Below are 23,773 nucleotides of genomic sequence, written 5' to 3' on the forward strand. Positions count from 1 at the left end.
ATATTGCCTATTTTAGCAAGAATCTTGGGGAGAAAGCGAAATTCTTGTTATCCTACCTAATATTGACCTACAAAATTAGAATAGATATGGATGTAAAACAGCAAGTCGCCCAGCAAAGAGTTGAGCTAGAAGCCGCAGTAGCTAAAGCGTTGGATATGGCATCAGTGAGTGCAGACGCAGCTGAGGTCGCTATTACTAAGTCAACGGGTTTAAGTGTTTCAACACGTATGTGTGAAGTGGAAAACGTTGAATTTAATAGTGATGGTGCACTAGGTATTACTGTTTACCGTGGCCAGAAGAAAGGCAGCGCATCCACATCTGATCTAAGTGAGAAGGCTATTGCTCAAACTGTCGCAGCGGCACTAGACATCGCTCAATACACTTCGGAAGACCCATTTGCTGGCCCTGCCGCAAAAGAATACATGGTGAAAGAAATTCCAGATTTGGATCTTTTTCACCCTGATGAACCAAACCCAGACTATGCCGCGGAGATTGCGATAGCTGCTGAGAAGCAAGCATTAGCTTATAGCGACAAGATCAAGCAAAGTGATGGTGCAAGCTACGACAGTCACTATGGCGTTAAAGTTTATGGTAACAGTCATGGCTTACTTGCGAGCTACGCTTCCAGTCGCCACAGTACGAGCTGCTGTGTGATTGGGCAAGGCACTAACGGTGAAATGGAACGAGACTACAGCTACACAGTTGCACGTCACCGTGACGAGCTCTGGACGCCTGAGCGTGTAGGTCAAGAAGCTGCAGAAAAAACGATCAGTCGTTTGGATGCTAAAAAACTACCAACAGGCCAATACCCGATTATGTTCGCTAACGATGTCGCAACTGGCTTAATTGGTCATCTTGTGATGGCAATCAGTGGTGGCAACCTTTACCGTAAATCATCTTTCTTGTTGGATCACCTCGGTCAGAAAATTCTACCAGATTGGTTCAATATCTCAGAGCGCCCACATCTTTTACGTGGTTTGGCTTCGAGTCCATTTGATAGTGAAGGTGTTTACACTCAAGACCGTGAAATCATCACCGATGGTGTTTTAGCCACTTACCTACTGACGAGTTACGCTGCGCGTAAAATGGATATGACGCCAACAGGCCATGCCGGTGGCATCCATAACTGGTTCGTTAAATCGACAGGTCAAAGCTTTGAGCAAATGCTAAAAGAATTAGGCACAGGTTTCCTTGTGACTGAAGTGATGGGTCAAGGTGTGAATACCGTTACTGGCGATTACTCTCGTGGCGCTGCGGGTTTCTGGGTTGAGAATGGAGAAATCCAGTACCCAGTATCTGAAGTGACGATCGCGGGCAATCTAAAAGACATGTTCACTCAGATTGTTGCGGTTGGTAACGACGTAGAAACACGTTCGCAAATTCAAACCGGTTCTATCTTGCTTGAGTCGATGAAAGTCGCAGGCGAGTGATTTGCTTAATTTGCTTAGGTTTAAACATAAGATTTAAACCTGAAGCTTAAATCTTATGTATTAAAAAAGGGAGCCAATGGCTCCCTTTTTGTATTTACCGAGTCGGTAATCAAGCTAGATAAGTATGGTGGCTAAGCCTAAGAACACCGATAGGCCAATTACATCGGTTACCGTTGTGAGTGCCATACCACCAGCAAGGGCAGGGTCGATATTCATCTTCTTCAGCATCACTGGAATGGTTACGCCTGCAATACCCGCGACAATCAAGTTTGTCATCATCGCTGCAGAGATAATGCCTCCCAAGATCCAATTGCCTTTCCAAGCAACTACTATACCGCCAATGATAACGGCCCATAGAATGCCGTTAAGGAAGCCTATAGAGGCTTCTTTGAGTAGTAATTCACGTTTGTTACTGTCACCAATGTGACCAAGTGCTAAACCTCGAATGACCAGAGCAACGGTTTGGTTACCAGCAACACCACCCATGGACGGTACGATGGTCATCAAAACAGCGATGGCTGCCATCTCATTCAGTGTCGCCTCAAACATATTAGACACAGACGCTGCTGCGAGTGCCGCCAAAACATTTGCGCCTAACCACACACTACGACGACGAGCGGATTTGACGACCGGAGCGAAGGTGTCTTCGTCATCGTCCATACCCGCCATACTCATCATAGAGTGTTCAGCATCTTCACGAATGACATCAACCACGTCATCGATCGTAATACGGCCAACAAGGTGTTGATTTACATCGACAACAGGAGCTGAAACCCAGTTACGACGTTCGAAGAGGCTGGCGATATCAGAAGCACTGGTTTCCACAGCGATAGCTTCGTCGGCATCTTCCATTACTTCCGAAACCGCCACATCGGGTTGTGTTGTGATCAATGTACTGAGTGAAAGGTTACCAATGAGACGTTCATCGTCGTCGATAACATAGAGAGCATCAGTTGCGTCAGGTAATTCACCACGCATACGTAAGTAACGCAAGACAACTTCAACATCGACATCACCACGGATTGTGATTACGTCAGTGTTCATTAACGCACCCGCTGAATCTTCGGGGTACGATAGTGCGGTTTCAACTAAAGCACGATCAACGGAGTCCATTTGAGAAAGTACTTCGCGAGAAACATCGTCGGGTAGGCTTCGAAGTACGTACGCGACGTCATCGGTTTCCATGCCTTCGGTTGCTTCTGCCAAGGTTTCTGGTGCCATTTTCGACACAAGAGCATCTTTGACGTCTTCGTTTAGCTCATCAAGAATTTCACCGTAGTCTTCAGGATCGGTGAGTTGCCAGAGTACATCACGACTTTTGCGAGGGGAGGCTTCTAAAAGGTGTGCAATATCTTCAGGTTCCATGTCCTGAAGCTGTCGGCGTACATGAACAAATCGGCCGTTTTCTAGGGCTTCGCTGACTTCTTGGAGGGTTTGGTGAGCTTGGTCGAATTCTAATTGCTCTGCCATATTTTCCTCCTATCTCATTATTTTAACAATGCTTGGAATAGTAACTTAATTCTGGGGCTTATTTAAATCATTAACTTAGGTAGAACTAAGATTTAATATTGGTTGGTTCGTTGTTTGAGTTTTTGGCGGCGTGAGTGACGTATTTCGTTACTCACCCTCATCAAACTTTGCTTCAATTAGCTGACAGACAGCATCAAGAGCTTGCTGAGAATCAGAGCCTGCCGCTTGAATGGTAATGTGTTGCCCTTGCGCTGATTCCAGCATAAGTAGCCCCATCACGCTATCTGCAGTCGCGATCTTATCTTCTTCGCTATGGATAGTAATGGTCGCATCAAAGCTTTGCGCTAGCTCAACCAACTTGACGGCTGCTCTAGCGTGAAGACCCAAGCGATTTTGGATCAGTACAGTTCGAGTTAATTCCATGGTTAGCCCTGTTGGTGCTTCTCTAGGGAGGCGTGTCTGATCTGAACTTGATGGCCAAGTTGATCGAAATACTCACCAATTTTCTGAGTCAGATAAACCGAGCGGTGTTTGCCGCCAGTACAGCCAATCGCGACCGTTAGGTAACTGCGATTATTCTTTTCTAGCATTGGTAACCACTGCTCGATAAAGCCTTGGATTTGTTGCTTGAGCTCTAGAACTTCCGGGTGCTTTTCTAGAAAAGAGTGAATAGGGGCATCAAGACCTGTTAATGGTCGTAGAGCGGGTTCCCAATGAGGGTTCGGCAAGAAGCGTACGTCAAACACATAGTCAGCATCGCTTGGTAGACCATATTTAAAGCCGAAAGACTGAAAAACAATGATCAGCTCTTGCTTCTCTTTACCTTCAACTTTAAAGCGAACCTTTTCACTCAATTCGTAGAGGTTGCAGTCGCTGCTATCAATTACAATACAGGCTTGTTCAGCAAGCGGTGTTAGGAGTGTCTTCTCTAAATCGATAGCTTGTTCAAGAGAGAGCTTTTCTTGGCCAATCGACAAAGGGTGGATTCGGCGAGTTTCACTGTAGCGTTTGAGTAGCGTTTGCTTGCTCGCATCTAAGAACAACACGTTCACATCGATGTCGGTTGCAGACTCAAGCTGCTCAAGCTTATCTGTGACTAATTGAGGCTCTTTCGGTAAGTTACGAATATCAATGCTAACGGCGACGTTTTGATTGATTTCACGAACTGACTCGACGAAGTCGTTGAGCAGATTTACGGGAAGGTTATCGACACAGTAATACCCCAAGTCTTCAAGGACTCGTAGCGCGACACTTTTACCTGCTCCTGATTGGCCACTAACAACGATTAACCGCATGTTATTGCTCGCAAGTTGGCACTTGAATCATGATGTCGTAAAGCTCTTGATCGCTTTGAGCATTACGCAACTGTTTAAGAGTCTGCTTGTCGTTAAGTCGTTCTGCCATGCAAGAAAGGGTTTTTAGATGCTCCTTACATTGTTCACTTGGAACAAGCAGAGCAAATAGTAGATCGACAGGACGGTTATCAATCGCATCAAATTCGATGGGATCTTGGCATTGCAGTAATACAGCAATTGCTTTGTCACTGACGTTCATACGAGCATGGGGAATAGCAATGCCATTACCAATACCTGTACTGCCCATTTTCTCGCGGCTCAACATGCACTCAAACAGTTCTGTTGAATCTTGACCGCAGCTTTCTGCTGCGATCTGACTGATGAGCTCAAGGGCTCTTTTCTTGCTTGTGCATTGGACTGCACTTTTGGTGCAGTCCAATGAAAGTACTTCGCTTAATTGCATGTTAGTGACTACTTAGCTTTTCTTTGTGCTTGTTGAGTTGACGGACGAGTTTATCAACCAATGAATCAATCGCAGCATACATACTTTCATCTGTTGCTGTTGCATGAATCTCTCCTTGGTTTACATGAAGGGTCGCTTCTGCAATTTGATTGATTTTCTCAACTTTTAAAACAACCTGAATGCTATTGATGTGATCAAAAAAGCGTTCAAGTTTTTCGAATTTGGTGTGAACATAGTCTTGCATTGAATCGGTAAGATCAACGTGATGGCCTTGAATATTGATTTGCATAGACTTTCCTTTTCAGTTGGTTGCCTGACTATAACTAAATCTATAGCTAACTAAATTAGCCTACAGCAGGCGTTTACGCTGACTCGATGGGGCGATGCCCAGAGACTCACGGTATTTTGCTATGGTACGTCTAGCTACCTGAATTCCTTGGTCAGCCAGTAAAGCAGCAATCTTACTATCACTTAGAGGTTTCGCGGTATTTTCCGCCGCGACAAGCTTCTTAATGAGCGCACGAATTGCTGTCGATGAACACTCTCCGCCATTGTCTGTACTGACGTGGCTCGAGAAAAAATATTTGAGTTCGAAGATGCCACGTGGTGTGTGCATGAATTTTTGAGTCGTCACACGAGAGATTGTGGATTCATGCATATCAACGGCTAACGCAACATCGTTGAGAACCATAGGTTTCATCGCTTCTTCGCCATGTTCGAAGAAATCACGTTGATGTTCAACAATACATCGTGCAACTTTGAGTAGCGTCTCATTTCGACTTTCTAAGCTCTTAATTAGCCATTTTGCTTCTTGCAAATTTGAGCGAATGTACTGGTTGTCGGCGCTGCTACCTTTGCTTCCAAGGTCGGCGTATTGTTGATTCACTTTCAGTTTAGGCACGCTGTCTGGATTTATGGTGACTAACCACTTACCAAGATCTTTGAATACTGAAACATCAGGAACAACATATTCGGTTTCATCTGGTGTAATCTTACTGCCAGGTCGTGGATCCAGTTGTTGAATCAGTTGCAAAACCTCACGCAGTTCTGCTTCTTTCAACTTAGTTTCTTTGATAACCAGTTTGTAATCACGGTTACCTAGTTGGTCGATATGGCTAGTAAGTACTAACTTAGCTTCATTAAGCCAAGGGGTATCTTGCGGGAAGGTAGCCAGTTGTAGTAACAAGCAATCTTGCAGGTTGATTGAACCGACACCTAAAGGGTCAAACTGCTGAATACGTTTGCGAACGGCTTCAATCTCATCAAGCTCTACTTCTTCTCTATCGAAGTTTTCAAGAATATCTTCACAAGATACGGTGAGGTAGCCATAGTCATCAATGGCATCTATTAAAGCAAAAGCGATGCTTCTATCTGTTTCAGTGAATGGTGTTAGGTCGAGCTGCCAAAGTAAGTAATCATGTAGGCTTTCAGTCGTCTCACCTTGGTAAACTGGCATGTCATCATCAATCGCAATACCAGTGTTTCCGGTGTTTGCACTGTAGACATCCTCCCAAGTTGTGTCGATTTCTAGTTCATTACCAATCTCTGATTTTTCGATTAAGTCTGAGCTATCAGGTAAGTCTTGCTCTGTGGCTTCAACTGTTTCTTTCTCGTCACTGCTAGGTTTTTCTTCCGATGCAGGCGTTTCTTCATTGCCTTCTTCGACATCGAGTAGTGGGTTAGATTCAAGTGCTTCTTGAATCTCTTGCTGCAAATCTAATGTAGACAACTGCAACAAACGAATCGCTTGCTGCAATTGAGGAGTCATTGCTAACTGTTGGCCTAGCTTAAGTTGTAATGAGGGTTTCATTCAGTGTGACTTACCTAGTTATTATTCTTAGAATTCTCGATACTCTCTATCTAATCATAGACGGAATTGTTCGCCTAGATAAACTTGTTTAACTTGCTCGTTATTGAGAACATCTTCAGGAGTACCTTCAGCAATCAGGTGCCCTTGGCTTACGATGTAAGCTTTTTCACACACGTCTAATGTTTCACGGACGTTGTGGTCGGTAATTAGAACACCTAAGCCGCGATCGCGTAGGTGAACAATGATTTTTTTGATATCAATAACCGAGATTGGGTCAACACCAGCAAAGGGTTCATCCAATAGAATGAACTGAGGGTTTGCCGCTAGAGCTCGAGCAATCTCAACACGACGACGCTCACCACCTGACAGAGCCATACCATTACTGGTGCGGATATGTTGGATGTGGAACTCTTCTAGAAGGTCTTCTAACTTATCTTGACGCTGCTCGTTGGTCATCTCGTCACGCGTTTGTAAAACGGCCATGATGTTGTTCTCAACGGAAAGCTTTCTGAAAATAGAAGCTTCTTGAGGTAGGTAACCGATACCAAGACGCGAGCGACTGTGCATTGGCAAAATACTGATGTCTCGGTCATCAATGCTAATCGTGCCTTCATCACGAGCGACCAGACCTACAATCATATAGAAAGAGGTCGTTTTGCCTGCCCCGTTAGGCCCAAGTAGTCCAACGATTTGACCAGACTCTACCTGCAGGCTTACGTCGGTTACAACTTTACGCTTGCTGTACGTTTTTGCTAGGTTTTTTGCTTTAAGAACAGCCATGGCTACTTATTCACTTCCGCAGGTTGTAAGACCGTTGATACACGTTCGCTACTATCACTATCGGCAACCAGTTTTTGAGAAGCGATTTGATAAGTAATCTTAGAGCCACGGATGATACTGCCATCTTGAGAGAGCATTGCATTCTTGGTCATGATCAATTTATCGGCAATCAGTTGATAATGTAAATCATCAGCTTCACCGTAAAGTGTTTTTCCATCATCAGTGAGTTGAGAGAAAGTCGCAGGCTTGCCATAGCCTTGAATTTCCTCTATCTCACCGTTGACCGCATTTCGAGTAACAATGACCTTATCGGCATTAATGTTGATGCTACCTTGCTTAAGGTTTACATCACCAAGGAAGGTCACTTGGTTACTTTTCATATCCAATTGCTGGCTGTCTGAGTCAATGTAGACAGGCTGCTCACTATCCGAAGATAGGGCATAGACATTAGGTGCCGCAAGGGTCAAAGCGAATAAACTAAGGTGTAAGAGTTTCATATCTACCTTGAACAGAATTAAAGAGAGTCGCATTGTTGGTACCGAAGTTACCCTTCATTGCTTGACCCTCAGTTTCAAAAAATGTACCGATCATATGGACCGGAGTCTCTGAATAAAAATCTCGGCTAGTCAGCTCAACAACCATTTTATCTGTGGTCATAGTATCGAAACTGGCTTCTGGCAATAGATTCTTTGCCACAACGTTGTCATAGAACGTGACAACTTGATTCTCATCCATAATCGCGCGATCAGCGGTGACTTGCCATTCAATCGTATGTCCTTCCCGGAACACCGAAAGAACAGGATTTTGAAAATGTGTATCACCAACTACTGAATAGTGTTCTAAATACGTCGACTCAACTTGATAGCTACGGATACCTGATTGGTCATAGCTTATGTTGTTTAGACTTTTGCCGCTAAAAGCGGGCAGCTCCAAATTTGGAGCCACTTGTATTGTCGAAGCTTGCTCTTTGTCGAACAAATAATAGGTCGACCAAGAAGCAATAAATATGAGTATTAAATAGATAATACGAGTAAAACTCATATGCTTAAACCTTTATGCACGTCGAGTTCATTTCTTGCTTGCAGAATAAGGTCACATACTTCACGTACAGCACCATGGCCGCCGTTAATCGTGGTCACATAATTCGCTCGCTTCGCAAGTAGTGGGTGACCATCTGCCACGCATACCTTTAAGCCAACTTTTTCCATGACAGGCCAGTCGATCAGATCGTCTCCGATGTAGCCTGTATTTTCAGGCGCAACAGAAAGTTTATCGCAAATATCGTAATACGCTTTTACTTTATCATCTTGGCCTTGGTAAATAAGCTTAATACCCAGAGCAGTCATGCGGTTTTCAACAATTTGAGATTTACGACCAGTTATGATTGCGATTTCAATACCAGCATTCATCAGTGATTTGATACCGTAGCCATCACGAGTATGAAAGGTTTTCAGCTCTTCACCGTTGTTGCCCATGTAAATACGACCGTCCGAGAATACGCCATCGACATCACAAATTAGCAGTTTGATCTCTTTTGCTACGGCAAATACGTCTGAATCGACCGTGCCGTATAACGTTTCAACTGTCTGCGTCATTACATTACTCCTGCTTTCAGTAAGTCATGCATGTTCAAAGCTCCAACTAATGTACCTTCATGGCATAACATCAGGCCATTAATACTTTTAGCCTGCATTAAGTTTAGCCCCTCAACTGCAAGCATGTTTGGTTCTGCTACCGTAGGATTAAGCGTCATTACGTCGCCAATCTGAGTGTTATGAATATCAACACGTTTGTCTAAGATACGGCGTAAATCACCATCAGTAAAAATACCGGCCATTTGACCATCGCTACCAACGATTGCCGTCATGCCTAAGCCTTTCTGAGATATCTCTAATAGAGCATCTCTTATCAGAGCATCCGGAGTCACAACAGGCAGAGCATCACCTGTGTGCATGATGTCATCGAGTTTCAACAGTAATTGACGACCTAAAGCGCCACCTGGATGAGACAGAGCAAAATCTTGAGCGGTAAAGCCTCGTGCCTGTAAAAGTGCAACGGCTAGTGCATCCCCCATCACCAAAGTAGCAGTGGTACTGGTTGTTGGCGCTAAGCCCAGTGGGCATGCTTCTTCCGGTACTGAAATTTGTAAATGGATATCAGATAAGGTCGCCATGTTCGACGCTGGCTTACCTGTCATACTGATAATCTTAATGTTCAAACGCTTTAATACTGGGAATAGGCTGAGGATCTCTCCTGATTCACCTGAGTTTGATATTGCAATCACAATATCGCCAGGTTCGATCATTCCTAAATCACCATGTGCCGCTTCACCTGGATGTACAAAGAAAGCTGATGTACCAGTACTTGCCAGTGTGGCTGCTATTTTGTTACCAATGTGGCCTGATTTACCCATGCCCATCACAACGACTTTACCTTTGTTGTTCAGGATAAGATCGCAAGCCTTGCAAAAATCATCATTAAAATATTGGTCTAATTGAGTAAGACCTGCAACTTCGGTTTCCAAAACTTGTTTTGCAACACTGCGATAATCAAATGGCTGAGACATCAAATACTCCAAGTACGGGAATTTAAATCAACAATTAAGCCGACATGTTCATAAGTAAGTAAGCTTGGTAGGCCACGAACGTTATGATTAACACGCCGCCTTCAATACGATTCACACTGCGAGATTTACCTAGTGCCATTACCACGAGTAAAAGTGATACGCCTAGCATTACCCAGAAATCTCTACCCATAGCAAATTCACTTAAGATTGAAGGGTTGAGGATGCCCGGTATCCCCATCACTGCAAGAATGTTGAATACGTTCGAGCCAATGATATTACCTACGGCCATGTCATCTTCCCCTTTCATTACACCGGCAAGTGATGCGGCAAGTTCGGGAAGACTGGTACCAACAGCAATAATGGTTAAACCAATCACAAGATCGCTCATGCCAAAGAACTTCGCGATAACAACCGCGTTATCAACCAACATATTGGCCGCTAAAGGTAGAATAATTAGACCAACTACTACCCACATGGCGGCTTTAAGGTTACTTACGCCCTCAGGGATCTCTGACTCTTGTTCATCAAGGAAAGCATCGCCGTTCTTTTTCTCGCTACGGCTGATTTGTAACATCGCAAATAAGAAAGCGGCGAAAAGAACAAACAACAACACGCCTTCGTAGAAACCTAAATGGTTATCCCAAAGCAGTGCGCCTGCTAGTAGAGTGACACCAATCATTAATGGTAGTTCACGGCGAATTACGCCTGAGCTAATTGATAGCGGTTTGATAAGTGCTGTAATACCCAAAATCAGAGCGATGTTGGCGATGTTAGAACCGAGAACGTTACCAACTGCCGTATCTGTTTTGCCGTCAAGAGCTGCTGTTGCTGAAACCATCATTTCAGGGGCTGAAGAGCCCATTGCTAGAATCGTCATACCGATAACTAATGGTGATATACCGAAGTTGCGAGCAAGAGCGGCGGCGCCGAAGACCAGTTTATCTGCGCTCCACACCAAAAAACCTAGGCCGATAATAAGAAACGCAATCGCTTCAAGCATGATGATTCCTAAAAATTAATAAAAAACGGAGAATTAACCGCTAATTTTGACTTGTTGCTAGATAAAAGGGAAGTCACTCGACAAATTAATTGCCCGTTAGCAGTAAAGAAATGTCGCTGAATGATGAATTTCTTAATGCTTTCAAATCCCTGTCACTGTTTTCTGTTTTGTACAATTAATTGAACAGTGCTTTTAATTCTAAAGTAGACTCATTATTATTGCAGCCACAATTGGCGTTTTTTAGAGCAAGGAAACAACAAGATCATGTTGAATACTGAGCTTGTAAAAGTTAAAAACCTAAGTTTCTCTCGAGGTGAACGAGTTATCTTTGATGACATCAGTTTAGAAGTACCTCAAGGAAAAATAACCGCAATTATGGGCCCTTCAGGGATCGGTAAAACGACCTTGTTGCGTTTGATCGGTGGACAATTACCGCCAGATAGCGGTGAAGTTTGGTTTGATGGGGACAATATCCCTGCATTATCTCGTCGAAAGCTCTATCAAGCACGTAAGAAAATGAGCATGCTTTTTCAATCGGGTGCACTTTTTACGGATCTCAATGTCTTTGATAATGTGGCGTTTCCACTGCGAGAGCACACTGAACTTAATGAAAAATTCATTCGTACCATCGTATTACTAAAACTTGAAGCGGTGGGTTTGCGAGGCGCAGCAGAATTAATGCCAAGTGAACTGTCTGGTGGTATGGCGAGGCGTGCGGCGTTAGCTCGAGCAATAGCGTTGGATCCGGAACTTATCATGTACGATGAACCTTTTGTTGGCCAGGATCCAATTACCATGGGCGTTTTGGTTGAACTCATCCGAAACCTCAACCAAGCTTTAGACTTAACCTCGATTGTGGTGTCGCATGACGTCCCAGAGGTGATGAGTATCGCTGATTGGGTTTATTTGATGGCTGATGGGAAGATTATTGCATCGGGCTCGCCTGAGGAGTTGTACAACAATAGCGATCCTCGAGTGCAGCAATTTTTGCAAGGTGAAGCGGATGGTCCCGTGCCATTTAGGTTCCCTGCAAAGAGCTTAGAAGAGGATCTGTTTTAATATGATTGTTAAAACTATTGTAGGTGTCGGTAGACGCACACTTGCGATCTGTGAGTCATTTGGTCGAGCAAGCCTAATGTTATTTGGGGCTTTGTTTGGCATCCCGCGACTAAAAAATTTCCCCTTATTAGTAAAACAACTTTATAGCGTTGGCGTTCAGTCATTGGCTATTATTTTAGTTTCGGGTTTATTCATCGGTATGGTGCTGAGTCTTCAAGGCTATGTCGTACTTATCGACTACGGCGCTGAAGGTAACCTTGGTCAAATGGTCGCACTTTCACTGTTACGTGAGTTGGGCCCAGTTGTGACTGCGTTATTGTTTGCAGGCCGCGCAGGTTCAGCATTAACCGCTGAAATTGGTTTAATGAAAGCAACAGAGCAGATTTCCAGCCTTGAGATGATGGCTGTTGATCCTCTTAAACGTATTATTGCACCACGACTTTGGGCTGGGCTTATCTCAATGCCGTTGTTAGCTATGATCTTTATGGCGGTCGGGATTTGGGGCGGTCAGCTAGTTGGTGTTGATTGGAAAGGCATTGATCACGGCAGTTTCTGGTCTGCGATGCAGTCTTCAGTTGAGCTTGGTCGAGATATTGGTAATAGCATGATCAAATGTATGGTTTTCGCTATCACCGTAACTTGGATCGCACTTTTCAACGGTTATGACGCAGTACCGACTTCTGAAGGTATTAGTCAGGCAACCACGCGCACAGTCGTGCACTCTTCTCTAGCGGTACTAGGGCTAGATTTTATTCTTACCGCATTGATGTTTGGGAATTAATCATGCAACAAACTCGAAAACTAGAATTATGGGTCGGCACCTTTGTTATAGCCGGAATTTGCGCAATCTTAATCATGATCTTTCAAGTCGCTGACGTAAAAGGCTTAGGTTCAAACCATACTTACAACTTAAAAGCGACTTTCGACAATATTGGTAGTCTAAAGGTTCGTTCTCCAGTGAAGGTCGGTGGCGTTGTTGTTGGTCGAGTTAAAAGCATTGAGCTTGACACCGAGAGTTACCTTCCTGTAGTCGAATTGTCTATTGATGCGAAGTACTCACAATTTCCTGAGACCTCTAGTGCTCAAATCTTAACGTCAGGCTTGATCGGTGAGCAATATATCAGCCTAGTACCAGGGTTCATTTTTGATGACGAAGAGATGCTGGTTGATGGTGATTCGATTGAAGACACTAAATCAGCACTAGTGCTAGAAGATTTGATTGGCCAAGTGCTGTATAGCGTTGGTGGTTCTGATAACAACGAAGCTAAGGAGTAGTCTCATGTCACAGTTCAAAAATATGTTGAAGACTAATGCCATTTTGAAAAGATTGGTTATGACTGCGGTCGCTTTATTGATATCGACTCAAGCCTTTGCTGCTGAATCGATTGACCGCACTCAGCCTTATCAGATGATGACTCAAGTAGCTGAAGTCGCTTTTGAACGTTTAAAAAACGAGCAAGAAAACATTCACAATGATCCTGAGTTACTAAAGGTCATCGTGGAAGAAGAATTGATGCCTTATGTGAATGCTCAATATGCGGCACTTAAGTTGTTAGGGCCTAACTTAAAAGGTGCGGACAGAAAAGATGTACGCGTATTTATTGATGCATTCCGTAAATACCTCGTTTCTTCTTATGCTCAAGTGTTGACTCAATACACAGATCAGACAATTGAATTTGGTCCAGAGCCAAAAGTGAAGCCGGAAAGCCGCATCACCAGTATCAAAGTTGATATTATTGATACACCTCGACCAAACATTAAACTTGAGTTTAAGCTACGTAAAGATAAGAAGTCGGGTGAGTGGAGGGCATTTGATATGGTTGCTGAAGGTATTAGCCTATTATCGAGCAAGCAATCAGAGTGGAATACTAAAATTCGTCAAGAAGGCATTTTACAAGTTGCTGATGAATTGGAGAAACTGTCCGCACAGCCGATTCGTTTTGAGAGTAATAAATAATGAGCGACTCTCAATGGCAAAAGCTAAGTTCTAAAGAGTTCCAACTTCTCGGAGACATTGACCGAGATACCGTCCCTGCAATCTGGCGTATATTAGAAAAGTGGCAAACGACGGAATCGAGTGTTGAAATTAACCTCAGCCATATAAATAGAGTCGATTCAGCAGGAATGGTGATGCTAATTCACTTATTAGAGCATGCAAAAAATCAAAACTGTCATATAATGCTCAGTTTCGTGCCAGAACAATTACGAACGTTGTTCCAATTGAGCAATATCCAGCCAATGATGACAGAACACATAAAAAATTAGGCAGGAGCTATTTGTGGACAGCACAAAAGTACAAGAATTATTAGCAGAAGCACTGAACCTTCAGGAAATTTTCGTGAAGGGAGAAGGCAGTCATTACGAAGTTGTTGCGGTTGATGCATGTTTTGACGGCATGAATCGAGTTAAGAAGCAGCAACTAATCTACGGCCCACTAATGGAATACATTCAACGCAATGATATCCATGCTCTTTCTATTAAGGCTTTTACGCCTGAAGAGTGGGAACGTGATAAGAAACTGATGTCACTTTAAGGTTTATGATGGAAAAGTTTCGAGTTATTGGATCGGATAAACCGCTAAGCGGTGAAGTGACGATCTCCGGCGCAAAAAATGCAGCGCTACCTATTTTATTTGCTTCAATTCTTGCTGAAGAGCCAGTAGAAGTCAGTAATGTTCCTCACCTACGTGACATCGATACGACGATGGAATTGCTTAAGCGTTTAGGCGCAAAAGTATCGCGTAATGGTAGCGTTCATGTTGATGGCAGCGAAATCAACGAGTTCTGTGCGCCATATGATTTAGTGAAAACAATGCGTGCTTCTATTTGGGCTTTAGGTCCGCTAGTCGCTCGCTTTGGTGAAGGACAAGTGTCACTTCCTGGTGGTTGTGCTATTGGTGCTCGACCTGTTGATTTACATATCCATGGCCTAGAACAATTAGGTGCGACCATTAAACTGGAAGATGGTTATGTGAAAGCAAGTGTTGATGGCCGCTTGAAAGGCGCGCACATCGTGATGGATAAAGTAAGTGTGGGTGCCACCATTACTATCATGTGTGCAGCAACGCTAGCAGAAGGAACGACAGTACTTGATAACTCGGCCCGCGAGCCTGAGATTGTTGATACAGCTGATTTCCTAAACAAGCTAGGTGCTAAGATTTCTGGCGCAGGTACAGACACGATTACGATCGAAGGCGTTGAACGTCTTGGTGGTGGTCACCACTCTGTGGTTGCTGACCGTATTGAAACCGGTACTTTCCTAGTTGCTGCTGCTGTGTCTGGCGGTACCGTGACTTGTCGCAATACTAACGCTCATCTTCTTGAAGCTGCATTAGCGAAGCTTGAAGAAGCGGGTGCGAAGGTTGAAACGGGCGAAGACTGGATAAGTCTTGATATGACAGGTCGTGAGCTGAAAGCGGTAAAAATCGTAACAGCACCTCACCCTGGTTTCCCTACTGATATGCAAGCACAATTTACTTTGCTTAACATGATGGCGAAGGGCAGTGGTGTTATCACGGAGACTATCTTTGAAAACCGCTTTATGCACATTCCTGAATTACAGCGAATGGGTGCGAAAGCTGAGATTGAAGGTAACACGGCTATCTGTGGTGAAACGGAAAAATTGAGCGGTGCTCAAGTAATGGCAACGGACCTGCGCGCATCTGCGAGCCTTGTTATTGCTGGCTGTATCGCTCAAGGCGAAACTATCGTTGATCGTATTTATCACATCGATCGTGGCTACGATAAGATTGAAGATAAGCTTTCAGCCCTAGGCGCAAACATTACACGATTTAGTGATTCGAACTAACTTCGGTTAGTGGGTTCTTGAATTAGTGACATGAAAGCATAAAAGTCGGAACCTTGGTTTCGGCTTTTTTATAGTTGTATTTACCGCAAGTGAATCTGATGCCAATTTTGTGCGAATAGGTGAAAAACTTGACGGTTGAGAGGAACAAAATGATAGCAATATTACGTATTTTCGCAGTGGCGATATTTGCGATTCTTATGTTTGTATTTGGGTGTGGTTACTGTTTACTAAGCCCACGTAACCCGAAACACGTATTTACCTTTGGTCGTTACTTCGGTCGTATGTCTAAAATATTCGGCATGAAGTTAGAACTTCGTATCCCGGAAGATGCTTACTCTCGTGGCCAACATGTTTATGTGGCGAACCACCAAAACAGCTGGGATCTATTCACTATCTCATCAGCAGTGACACCTAAGGTAGTGACGGTTGGTAAGAAAAGCTTAGTGTGGATGCCTCTATTTGGTCAGCTTTACTGGCTGACGGGTAATATCCTAATTGACCGTGCCAATCGCAGCAAAGCGGTAGGTACGATCGACCAAGTAGTGACGAGCTTAAAAGAGAGCGATGTTTCAGTATGGATGTTCCCTGAAGGGACTCGTTCTCGTGGTCGTGGTCTGTTGCCATTCAAAACGGGTGCTTTCCATGCCGCAATTGGCGCTGGCTTGCCTATTATCCCTATCGTGTGTAGCTCAACAGGTGGCGTGAAGCTAAACCGTTGGAACAATGGTCACGTGATAGTTGAAATGTTGCCGCCTATCAGCACTGAAGGTTACGACAAGTCGAACGTTCGTCAACTTGCTAACCTAGCCCGAGAGCAAATGGCCGCTAAGCTTGAAGAGTTAGACAAAGAAGTGGTTGAGCTTAATAAGAAGTAATTTAAGCTAAGCGAAACGATGAATAATAAAAAAGGTTGCCAATAGGGCAACCTTTTTTGTCTCTGATAAACATTCAGCTTTATGCCAACTTGTTTACTAGAAACCGTTTATTCTAGATATTAAAATCTATTTGCGAACTGCAATCGCTTCGATCTCGATACCTACATCTTTTGGTAGACGCGCTACTTCAACACATGAACGTGCTGGGTAGTTTGCAACGCCGTGTTCATCAAAGAATTTACCGTAAACTTCGTTTACTGTACCGAAGTCGTTTAGATCTTTAACGAATACCGTTAGTTTTACGATGTCTTTTACAGTCAGGCCTGAAGCTTCAACTACGGCTTGAACGTTATCTAGAGATTGGCGAGCTTGTTCTGCGATATCTGCAGATACTTCACCAGTTGCTGGGTTTACTGGGATTTGACCAGAAGTCAGTACCATGTTGCCAAGGTCAACACCTTGTACGTATGGGCCGATTGCAGCTGGAGCTGATTCTGTGTGAAGTACTTTAGTCATTGGTTTATTCCATCAGTTATTAGATAAAAAGCAATTTTCAGTGTGCCTACAAACTTTCGATAGGTAAAGAGCAAAATACCCCGCATAGGCGAGGTATTTGATAGTTTATAGGTTCGGTCAATATTGCCGTATGGCGTTATCTTTCTGTCACGATTTCGCGAGAGAAAACTTTTTCGCAGTACTTACACTTCAATCGAATATCTTCTTTCTTTTCAAAGATCTTAAAGCTGCTTTCAACTGGTTCATTGTGAGTAATACAGTTGGTGTTTGGACACTCAAACACATCGTTGATTTGCTCTGGAAGCTCTAATGCTAATTTCTTAACTACTTCGTAATCTTCGATTTGGTTAACCGTAGCGTGAGGTGCATATAGTGCCAGTTTGCTTGCTTGTTCTTCAGTGATAAACACATTCTCAATCTTGAGTAGGTCTTTGCCTCCGAGCGCAGATGAAGGTAGATTTAGGCCAATCGTCACACGTTGATGAGAGTTATGCATGTCGAACAGTTTTAGCACTTTGATCCCGATGTTTGCTGGGATATGGTCGATAACCGTTCCGTTCTTGATTGCTTCAACTTTTAATTGAGTCTCTTTAGACATGATATCTCTCCTCTACAGCGTTTCGTTAAGAACAAGGGCTAGTAATGCTTCACGTGCGTAAACACCGTTCTCTGCTTGCTGGAAGTAGTAAGCGTAAGGTGTTTTATCGACATCGACAGTAATTTCATCAACACGAGGAAGAGGGTGAAGAACCTTTAGGTTATCACGTGCATTTTCCAACATCGGAGCGGTCAGGATGTACGCCGATTTGATGTGCGCGTATTCCGATTCATCAAAACGTTCTTTTTGAACTCGAGTCATGTAAAGAACATCAAGTTCAGGAATGACATCTTCCATGTCTGTCAGTAGTTGGTATTTGATACCCGCTTCATCAAGCTCTTCACAAATGTAGTCAGGCATCGCTAGTGCTTCTGGAGCAACGAAGTAAAAACAGATGTTGTCGAATTTAGCTAGTGCTTGAGTCAGCGAGTGAACCGTACGTCCGTACTTAAGGTCACCGACAAATGCAACATTGAGGTTATCTAAGCGGCCCTGTGTCTCAGCGATAGAGAATAGATCTAACAGTGTTTGAGTTGGGTGTTGGTTTGCACCGTCACCTGCGTTAATAACAGGTACACCGTTAGAAAACTCAGAGGCCAGACGCGCAGCACCTTCTTGAGGGTGACGCATTACGTAAGCATCAACATAAGAAGAAATAACCTGTACAGAGTCCGCTAGCGTTTCGCCTTTCTTCGCCAAGGAAGTGTTACCACCACTGTCGAAACCAATCACATCACCACCGATGCGTTGAATCGCAGTTTCAAAAGAGAGACGAGTTCGCGTTGAAGGTTCGAAGAAGCAGCTTGCCACAACTTTGTTCTTGATGAGTTCTGGGTTCGGTTCAGCTTTGAGTTGACCAGCTGTTTGAACAATTAATTCTAGCTCTTCACGAGAAAGCTCTGGAATTGAGATGATGTGCTTTTGATAAAGCGAATTCGCCATGATCTTCTTCCCCACAATAATGTATTGGCCATAAAAAAGCCCCCCATAATGGGAGGCTTTAAAAAAGTGCTGAAAAGCAGAATAGACGACCTGGTAAGCATCTTAGCTTACGAGCAATATTTGGTGTTTTCACAATATTATTATGTGTTTTCACAATATTATTATGTGTTTTCACAATATCATTATGTTTTATCACAACATTGCTTGGCGTCATTTTCACTACTCTCAGACAAATTGCCGAGAATTATACGCTTTCAAATTGTGAGCGCAAGCGATTACATCAAGCTTTTGTTTACTTTCATTCTTAGTTATTGACCTAAGGTCGCCACCATTACGGCCTTGATGGTGTGCATGCGATTCTCTGCTTCATCAAACACAATAGAGTAGTCAGATTCAAACACTTCATCGGTCACTTCCAAGCCGTTCATTCCATATTTGTCTGCGACTTGCTGGCCGATCACGGTTTCATTGTTGTGGAAAGCGGGTAGGCAATGCATGAACTTTACTTGAGGGTTACCTGTGAGCTTTATGACATCCATATTCACTTGGTAAGGTGTCATTACAGCCACGCGTTCGTCCCAAGCTTCGGGCGCTTCACCCATAGAAACCCAAACATCGGTGTAGAGGAAATCACAATCTTTCACGCCTTCGGCAACGTCTTCTGTCAGCGTGATTTTTGCACCTGTATTTTGCGCGATAGCGTGGCACTCTTCAACGAGCTGTTCTTCTGGCCAGAACGCTTTAGGTGCAATAAGGCGAATATCCATCCCCATTTTAGCTGCACCTACTAACAGAGAATTACCCATGTTGTTACGTGCATCTCCTAGGTAAGCAAAACTGATTTGATGCAGACGTTTACCGCGACCATGTTCGATCATGGTGAGGAAATCAGCCAAGATCTGAGTTGGATGGAACTCATCGGTTAGACCGTTCCAAACCGGCACACCCGCATAAGCGCCAAGATCTTCGACAATACTCTGGCCAAAACCACGATATTCAATACCATCGTACATACGACCTAATACACGCGCCGTATCTTTCATTGATTCTTTTTGACCAATCTGAGAACCAGAAGGGCCTAAATAAGAGACTTGAGCTCCTTGATCAAAAGCAGCTACCTCAAAGGCACATCGAGTTCGAGTTGATGCTTTTTCAAAGATCAAAGCGATGTTTTTACCGTTAAGCTTTTTTTGCTCTGTACCTGCATACTTAGCTTTTTTAAGGTCAGCAGACAAGTCGAGTAAAAACTGAATCTCTTTAGGAGTAAAGTCGAGAAGTTTTAGAAAGTTACGATTGCGAAGATTAAAGGCCATCTCTCGCTCCTTGGGTATATAGAATCAATGAAGAACTTAGTTAAACATAAAAATGCTATATTTGTGAATATTTATTTTATTAATTTGATAAAAAAGGCCTGTACAGTGGTACTGGCCTAGATAAGTTATCTGTTCGCTTTACTGAACGACTTGAGTTAAATCCCGTCTCTTTCAATAGGGCAGCTCATACAGCGTGCGCCACCACGACCACGACCTAGTTCGTTGCCCGGAATCGTCAGTACTTCGATTCCTGCTTTGTCGTATTTCTCATTGGTGTAAACATTACGCTCATAACCGATAACCGTACCTGGTTTCACGGTAAGTACGTTGTTTGCGTCATTCCACTGTTCACGTTCAGCTTCGTAGTTGTCACCACCTGTGGTTATAATCTTCAGTTGATCGAGTCCTAATGCACCTTCAATAGCAGAAAGGTAGTTGTCAGCCTTTTCTACACGCATCTCGCCATTTTCTTTTGGCGTTAAGCGCCAGGTGTCTAAGTCTTTGCGAACAATTTCTGGGTAGACTGAGAACGTGTCGATATCCATATGAGTCATAACCGTATCAAGGTGCATGCAAGAGCGGTGCTTTGGTAAATCAATTGCAATGACTTCTTTTGCTTGACCCGATTTGAATAAACTCGCTGCTAGGTTTTCGACACCCTGTGGTTTAGTTCGCTCTGAGATACCGATAAGCACGGCGCCTTTACCAATAACTAGGACATCGCCGCCTTCAATATTTGCGTTATCGTAGTGAAGATCCTCATCACCGAAATACTTAATAAAATCTTGGCCAGCGAAGACAGGATGCCAGCGGTATATTGCTCGTAAGTGATTTGTTTCTCGTTGACGAGCAGGCATCATCATCGGGTTAAGAGAGACGCCTCCATAAACCCAACATGAGGTATCTCGTGTAAATAGATGGTTAGGGAGCGGTTCGATAACGAAATCGAGTGGGCGATGCATCTTCGGTAGCATTGAAGATGATTTGATAGGAAGCTCAGAGTAAGCTAAACCACCAAGTAGGATGGTAGCCAAATGCTCATTGTCCATTTGAGCAAGATATTCTCTCAAATCACGCGCAAATGTTGGACCATAACGAAAATCAGATATTTGAGTATTAAGCAACCATTCACGAGCTGGAGCAACAGCAAGTGTCTCAACCAGTAGGTCATGCAGTAATAACACTTCAACGTCTTGGTTACGAAGTGTTGTCGCAAAGGCATCGTGTTCTTCACCTGCGGCTTCTACTGCAAGTACATCATCAAAGAGTAACTCATGACAGTTAGAAGGGGTGAGGTGGGTGAGTGCCCTTTCAGGTCGATTTAGGAGAACTCGTCTTAATTGACCGACTTCGGAGCCAACGTACAGCTTACTCATTTTGCATCCTTACTATTAATCCAGCGTCTATTTATGACAAGCTTGATCGTAATATGCAAGTTTTAAAGCTTGTGTTAATACGAGGTGTTTCTAGAATATTTAGTGTTAAATCCCATATATATTCTATTTATTTATATTTTAACCCAAATAACAGATGTAATTCCCCAACAACCTTTTTGACGATCTATGCTCAAAACCTTGTGAGTTTGGAGTCGACTTTTGTCTGATAATAGTGATTTTTTATTCACTATTATTCATTTTTTGATTTCAGGTCGAGATTTTATGCAACTCTAAAGTTGTCAGGAGTATGCATTTTGTGTGACTAAGCACGCAGTTTTTATTCACTTTCGGCAAAGAGCGCAATAAAAATGAAATGCTAAAACACGCATGGGTTAATAATATGTTGAAAATTTGTTTCTGTGATTTTGATTTCACTTTTTTATTGGTATTTCCTTTGTTATCCGGCGAGAAACTTACCTTTATAAGCCTGATCTAGGTGGCTTTTCTGGACGATCCATGACATATTTCGTGGCAATCAAATTTGATCTTTTCATAGTCAACACTCTGGAGCAGACACATGTCTCACGAAGATGAATATCTATCAGTAGCGGAATTAATTGAATTTCAAAAGGAAGAGACTCGCGACATCATTACAGCGTTAATTGAAGATGGTAGCGATCCTGAAGCTCTATACGATATCGAGCATCACCTATTTGCTGAAGATTTCGGTGTACTTGAGAAAGCGGTTGTTGAAGCCTTCAAAATGGGCTTTGAAGTTCTTGAAGCTGAAGAGACAGAAGACGAAGATGGCAATAAGCTACTTTGTTGTGATGCGACGATGCAGTGTACTCTGAATGCAGAAGCGATTGATGAGCAAGTTGAGAAGCTTGTGAATCTTGCAGAGAAGTTTGACATTATCTATGACGGGTGGGGCACTTACTACGAAGGTGAAGATGCTATCTACCCAGATGAAGATGATGAAGGCGAAGAGTAATCTCTCCCAGTTTTAAAGAATGCCAGCTTCGAGCTGGCATTTTTTTGTCCTCAGAAAAATAAATGTCTTTATATGCATTCATTCTTTATAATGCGTTCAAAATTGATCTAGCTCAAGGAATGACATGCGGCTACCTCTCGATGGTCTTTGGCAAATTTCGCCACTGACGGATCTTTCTATTCCACAAGATGACATTGCCTTTCCTGCTCCGTTAAGTTCAAAGCTCCCTGATAGCTTGAGTGAAGACGATATTGCAAAGCAAGAATGGCACTTGATGCACGACATTGAAGTGGATGATGCCATGTTGGCATGCCCGTTTGTTGAGCTAGTGGTTGCAGGCGTCGATTACTTTGCAGAAGTACGGCTTAATGGCGTTGCTGTGTTTGACTGTGATGGCAGCGAATCTGAATACCGTAAAGACATTCGCCCTTATATGCAGCTTGGTCGAAATCGTTTTGAGATTCTTTTCTTAGAGGAAGAGGAGAGCTTGTTGCTTGAAGAGGACATGGATGAGTCAGCCTCTTCAGCAATTGTCGCTAAATCTGATTCGCGTATCGGGGTTTGGCACGCACCGTACTTGCAATTTGTTCGTAACGTCAAGCTAGAGCAAGTTGTCACCGAGCAAATTTGGCATCACGGTGGCGGCTGTGAGTTTAAAGTGGATGTTATTTATCAGACACTAAAAGCAGGGTTGGTGTCGGCTTCTATTAAATTTAATGGTATGACATTAGTTATGCCGATAGATGTGCGAGCCGAACATACTGGCGTAGTGTTCCAGGTTGAGGCTCCGATCTGTTTTGATCTTGAGAACCCCAATCCTAAGCATTTGTATCCGTTAGAAGTTGAACTCGATGGGCAAAAAGAAAGCTCTTTTGTGGCCTTGAATCCAGCTTCTTGCGTGAGTAACTTCCTGCGTTAGAAGAGTTATTTCTTAGTTACTCTTTTTACAACGATCTGGCCATGACAACTTCACAAGCATCATGGCCAGTTTCTCCCCATGCTGAATCCAGGTGTTCAAAGCCTAGCTTTTCATAAAGTTTCACCGCTGCATTAAGGCATTCTGTCGTTTCTAAGTACATATGTTGATAACCTAAACCTTTAGCCCGGTCCATCGACATATTGACCAACTTCTTAGCTAAGCCTTTACCTCTAGTTACTGGTAAGAAGTACATCTTTTGTAGTTCGCATACTTCGGGCATTCCTGCTAACGGCGCAAATCCACCGCCACCGACGACCTTTCCATTAAGCTCAATCACCCAATATTGCGATCTTTCATTGTTATAAACACTGAACATGTCTTCTAATGTTGGATCTGCTACGCCATAGCCTTTGTCTTCTGTCAGTCCGTTCTCATAAGAAACTTGGCGAATTACGTTAGCAATGCTTGGATTATCTTCTAATTCAATTGAGCGAATAGTGAGGTTAGCAATCTGTTCCATGTTCTGCCTATAAAAATGGGTTACTCATCAGAAGCCCAAT

The 23,773-nt window shown here is 43.4% G+C and carries 29 protein-coding genes; 11 read left to right on the forward strand and 18 right to left on the reverse strand.

Features of this window, described 5'->3' with window-relative positions; all coding sequences use genetic code 11:
* The first annotated feature begins 86 nt into the window (after positions 1-86).
* Positions 87-1,430, forward strand: a complete 1,344-nt coding sequence (pmbA, locus tag OCW38_RS01775; RefSeq protein ID WP_016791417.1) for a metalloprotease PmbA — start codon at positions 87-89, stop codon at positions 1,428-1,430.
* A gap of 114 nt (positions 1,431-1,544) precedes the next feature.
* Here pmbA and mgtE read toward each other — a convergent pair whose 3' ends face one another.
* The 12 genes from mgtE to OCW38_RS01835 all read right to left on the reverse strand — a co-directional run bounded on the left by mgtE (position 1,545) and on the right by OCW38_RS01835 (position 10,814).
* Complete coding sequence (gene mgtE / locus OCW38_RS01780) at positions 1,545-2,900, reverse strand: magnesium transporter (RefSeq protein ID WP_010435057.1); 1,356 nt, start codon at positions 2,898-2,900, stop codon at positions 1,545-1,547.
* A 147-nt stretch (positions 2,901-3,047) separates the two neighbouring features.
* Entirely contained in the window at positions 3,048-3,323 is a 276-nt protein-coding gene (locus OCW38_RS01785) for an HPr family phosphocarrier protein (protein ID WP_010435056.1), read from the reverse strand.
* Positions 3,324-3,325: 2 nt separating this feature from the next.
* Entirely contained in the window at positions 3,326-4,195 is an 870-nt protein-coding gene (rapZ, locus tag OCW38_RS01790; RefSeq protein WP_261894899.1) for an RNase adapter RapZ, read from the reverse strand.
* A gap of 1 nt (position 4,196) precedes the next feature.
* Entirely contained in the window at positions 4,197-4,658 is a 462-nt protein-coding gene (gene ptsN / locus OCW38_RS01795; protein ID WP_004738707.1) for a PTS IIA-like nitrogen regulatory protein PtsN, read from the reverse strand.
* 1 nt (position 4,659) lies between these two features.
* A complete protein-coding gene (gene hpf / locus OCW38_RS01800; RefSeq protein ID WP_010435048.1) occupies positions 4,660-4,947 on the reverse strand; it encodes a ribosome hibernation promoting factor in 288 nt (95 codons plus the stop codon).
* A 60-nt stretch (positions 4,948-5,007) separates the two neighbouring features.
* Positions 5,008-6,468 carry an RNA polymerase factor sigma-54 gene (locus OCW38_RS01805; protein WP_010435046.1) on the reverse strand — a complete coding sequence of 487 codons (1,461 nt, stop codon included), beginning with the start codon at positions 6,466-6,468 and terminating at the stop codon, positions 5,008-5,010.
* Positions 6,469-6,522: 54 nt separating this feature from the next.
* Positions 6,523-7,248, reverse strand: coding sequence for an LPS export ABC transporter ATP-binding protein (lptB, locus tag OCW38_RS01810; protein ID WP_004735304.1), 726 nt, complete (start codon positions 7,246-7,248; stop codon positions 6,523-6,525).
* Positions 7,249-7,250: 2 nt separating this feature from the next.
* Positions 7,251-7,745: a lipopolysaccharide transport periplasmic protein LptA gene (lptA, locus tag OCW38_RS01815; RefSeq protein ID WP_010435043.1), complete on the reverse strand. Its 495-nt coding sequence runs from the start codon at positions 7,743-7,745 to the stop codon at positions 7,251-7,253.
* Positions 7,726-8,289, reverse strand: coding sequence for an LPS export ABC transporter periplasmic protein LptC (gene lptC / locus OCW38_RS01820; RefSeq protein ID WP_010435041.1), 564 nt, complete (start codon positions 8,287-8,289; stop codon positions 7,726-7,728). The genes lptA and lptC overlap by 20 nt, the downstream gene beginning before the upstream one ends.
* Positions 8,286-8,843: a 3-deoxy-manno-octulosonate-8-phosphatase KdsC gene (gene kdsC / locus OCW38_RS01825; RefSeq protein ID WP_016768636.1), complete on the reverse strand. Its 558-nt coding sequence runs from the start codon at positions 8,841-8,843 to the stop codon at positions 8,286-8,288. The genes lptC and kdsC overlap by 4 nt, the downstream gene beginning before the upstream one ends.
* Entirely contained in the window at positions 8,843-9,814 is a 972-nt protein-coding gene (kdsD, locus tag OCW38_RS01830; RefSeq protein WP_016795272.1) for an arabinose-5-phosphate isomerase KdsD, read from the reverse strand. Before kdsD ends, kdsC begins: the two co-directional genes overlap by 1 nt.
* A gap of 34 nt (positions 9,815-9,848) precedes the next feature.
* Positions 9,849-10,814 carry a calcium/sodium antiporter gene (locus OCW38_RS01835; RefSeq protein ID WP_010435036.1) on the reverse strand — a complete coding sequence of 322 codons (966 nt, stop codon included), beginning with the start codon at positions 10,812-10,814 and terminating at the stop codon, positions 9,849-9,851.
* A gap of 264 nt (positions 10,815-11,078) precedes the next feature.
* Here OCW38_RS01835 and mlaF point away from each other — a divergent pair, with 264 nt between their 5' ends.
* The 8 genes from mlaF (at position 11,079) to OCW38_RS01875 (ending at position 16,555) form a co-directional block, all read left to right on the forward strand.
* Positions 11,079-11,873, forward strand: coding sequence for a phospholipid ABC transporter ATP-binding protein MlaF (gene mlaF, locus OCW38_RS01840; RefSeq protein WP_029189574.1), 795 nt, complete (start codon positions 11,079-11,081; stop codon positions 11,871-11,873).
* A 1-nt stretch (position 11,874) separates the two neighbouring features.
* Positions 11,875-12,654, forward strand: a complete 780-nt coding sequence (gene mlaE, locus OCW38_RS01845; RefSeq protein WP_010435033.1) for a lipid asymmetry maintenance ABC transporter permease subunit MlaE — start codon at positions 11,875-11,877, stop codon at positions 12,652-12,654.
* Positions 12,655-12,656: 2 nt separating this feature from the next.
* Entirely contained in the window at positions 12,657-13,148 is a 492-nt protein-coding gene (mlaD, locus tag OCW38_RS01850; RefSeq protein ID WP_016791197.1) for an outer membrane lipid asymmetry maintenance protein MlaD, read from the forward strand.
* A gap of 58 nt (positions 13,149-13,206) precedes the next feature.
* Positions 13,207-13,830, forward strand: a complete 624-nt coding sequence (locus OCW38_RS01855) for an ABC transporter substrate-binding protein (RefSeq protein ID WP_391852434.1) — start codon at positions 13,207-13,209, stop codon at positions 13,828-13,830.
* On the forward strand, positions 13,830-14,138 hold the full coding sequence (locus OCW38_RS01860; protein WP_261894905.1) for an STAS domain-containing protein: 309 nt from the start codon (positions 13,830-13,832) through the stop codon (positions 14,136-14,138). The genes OCW38_RS01855 and OCW38_RS01860 overlap by 1 nt, the downstream gene beginning before the upstream one ends.
* Positions 14,139-14,151: 13 nt before the next feature.
* Complete coding sequence (ibaG, locus tag OCW38_RS01865) at positions 14,152-14,406, forward strand: BolA family iron metabolism protein IbaG (RefSeq protein WP_010435028.1); 255 nt, start codon at positions 14,152-14,154, stop codon at positions 14,404-14,406.
* An 8-nt stretch (positions 14,407-14,414) separates the two neighbouring features.
* Entirely contained in the window at positions 14,415-15,680 is a 1,266-nt protein-coding gene (gene murA / locus OCW38_RS01870) for a UDP-N-acetylglucosamine 1-carboxyvinyltransferase (protein ID WP_016768634.1), read from the forward strand.
* Positions 15,681-15,829: 149 nt separating this feature from the next.
* A complete protein-coding gene (locus OCW38_RS01875) occupies positions 15,830-16,555 on the forward strand; it encodes a 1-acylglycerol-3-phosphate O-acyltransferase (RefSeq protein ID WP_010435026.1) in 726 nt (241 codons plus the stop codon).
* 126 nt (positions 16,556-16,681) lie between these two features.
* On the opposite strand, the gene OCW38_RS01880 is transcribed toward OCW38_RS01875, so the two are convergent.
* From OCW38_RS01880 to arcA, 5 genes are all read right to left on the reverse strand, one after another.
* On the reverse strand, positions 16,682-17,071 hold the full coding sequence (locus tag OCW38_RS01880) for a RidA family protein (protein WP_004735319.1): 390 nt from the start codon (positions 17,069-17,071) through the stop codon (positions 16,682-16,684).
* A gap of 136 nt (positions 17,072-17,207) precedes the next feature.
* Positions 17,208-17,669: an aspartate carbamoyltransferase regulatory subunit gene (gene pyrI, locus OCW38_RS01885; protein WP_010435025.1), complete on the reverse strand. Its 462-nt coding sequence runs from the start codon at positions 17,667-17,669 to the stop codon at positions 17,208-17,210.
* Between the two features lie 12 nt (positions 17,670-17,681).
* Positions 17,682-18,611 (reverse strand): aspartate carbamoyltransferase, encoded by a 930-nt coding sequence (gene pyrB / locus OCW38_RS01890; RefSeq protein ID WP_004735321.1) that lies wholly within the window; start codon positions 18,609-18,611, stop codon positions 17,682-17,684.
* Positions 18,612-18,919: 308 nt separating this feature from the next.
* A complete protein-coding gene (locus tag OCW38_RS01895; protein ID WP_016768633.1) occupies positions 18,920-19,924 on the reverse strand; it encodes an ornithine carbamoyltransferase in 1,005 nt (334 codons plus the stop codon).
* A gap of 155 nt (positions 19,925-20,079) precedes the next feature.
* Complete coding sequence (arcA, locus tag OCW38_RS01900; protein WP_010435019.1) at positions 20,080-21,300, reverse strand: arginine deiminase; 1,221 nt, start codon at positions 21,298-21,300, stop codon at positions 20,080-20,082.
* Positions 21,301-21,877: 577 nt separating this feature from the next.
* Between arcA and rraB the strand changes: the two genes are divergently transcribed.
* Both rraB and OCW38_RS01910 read left to right on the forward strand, forming a co-directional pair.
* Entirely contained in the window at positions 21,878-22,294 is a 417-nt protein-coding gene (gene rraB / locus OCW38_RS01905) for a ribonuclease E inhibitor RraB (RefSeq protein WP_010435017.1), read from the forward strand.
* Positions 22,295-22,418: 124 nt separating this feature from the next.
* Positions 22,419-23,213, forward strand: a complete 795-nt coding sequence (locus tag OCW38_RS01910; RefSeq protein WP_010435015.1) for a glycosyl hydrolase 2 galactose-binding domain-containing protein — start codon at positions 22,419-22,421, stop codon at positions 23,211-23,213.
* Between the two features lie 25 nt (positions 23,214-23,238).
* Here OCW38_RS01910 and OCW38_RS01915 read toward each other — a convergent pair whose 3' ends face one another.
* Positions 23,239-23,733, reverse strand: a complete 495-nt coding sequence (locus OCW38_RS01915; protein ID WP_010435013.1) for a GNAT family N-acetyltransferase — start codon at positions 23,731-23,733, stop codon at positions 23,239-23,241.
* Positions 23,734-23,773 lie beyond the last annotated feature (40 nt).

The organism is Vibrio cyclitrophicus, from assembly GCF_024347435.1.
In the GTDB taxonomy this organism is placed as follows: Bacteria; Pseudomonadota; Gammaproteobacteria; order Enterobacterales; family Vibrionaceae; genus Vibrio; species Vibrio cyclitrophicus.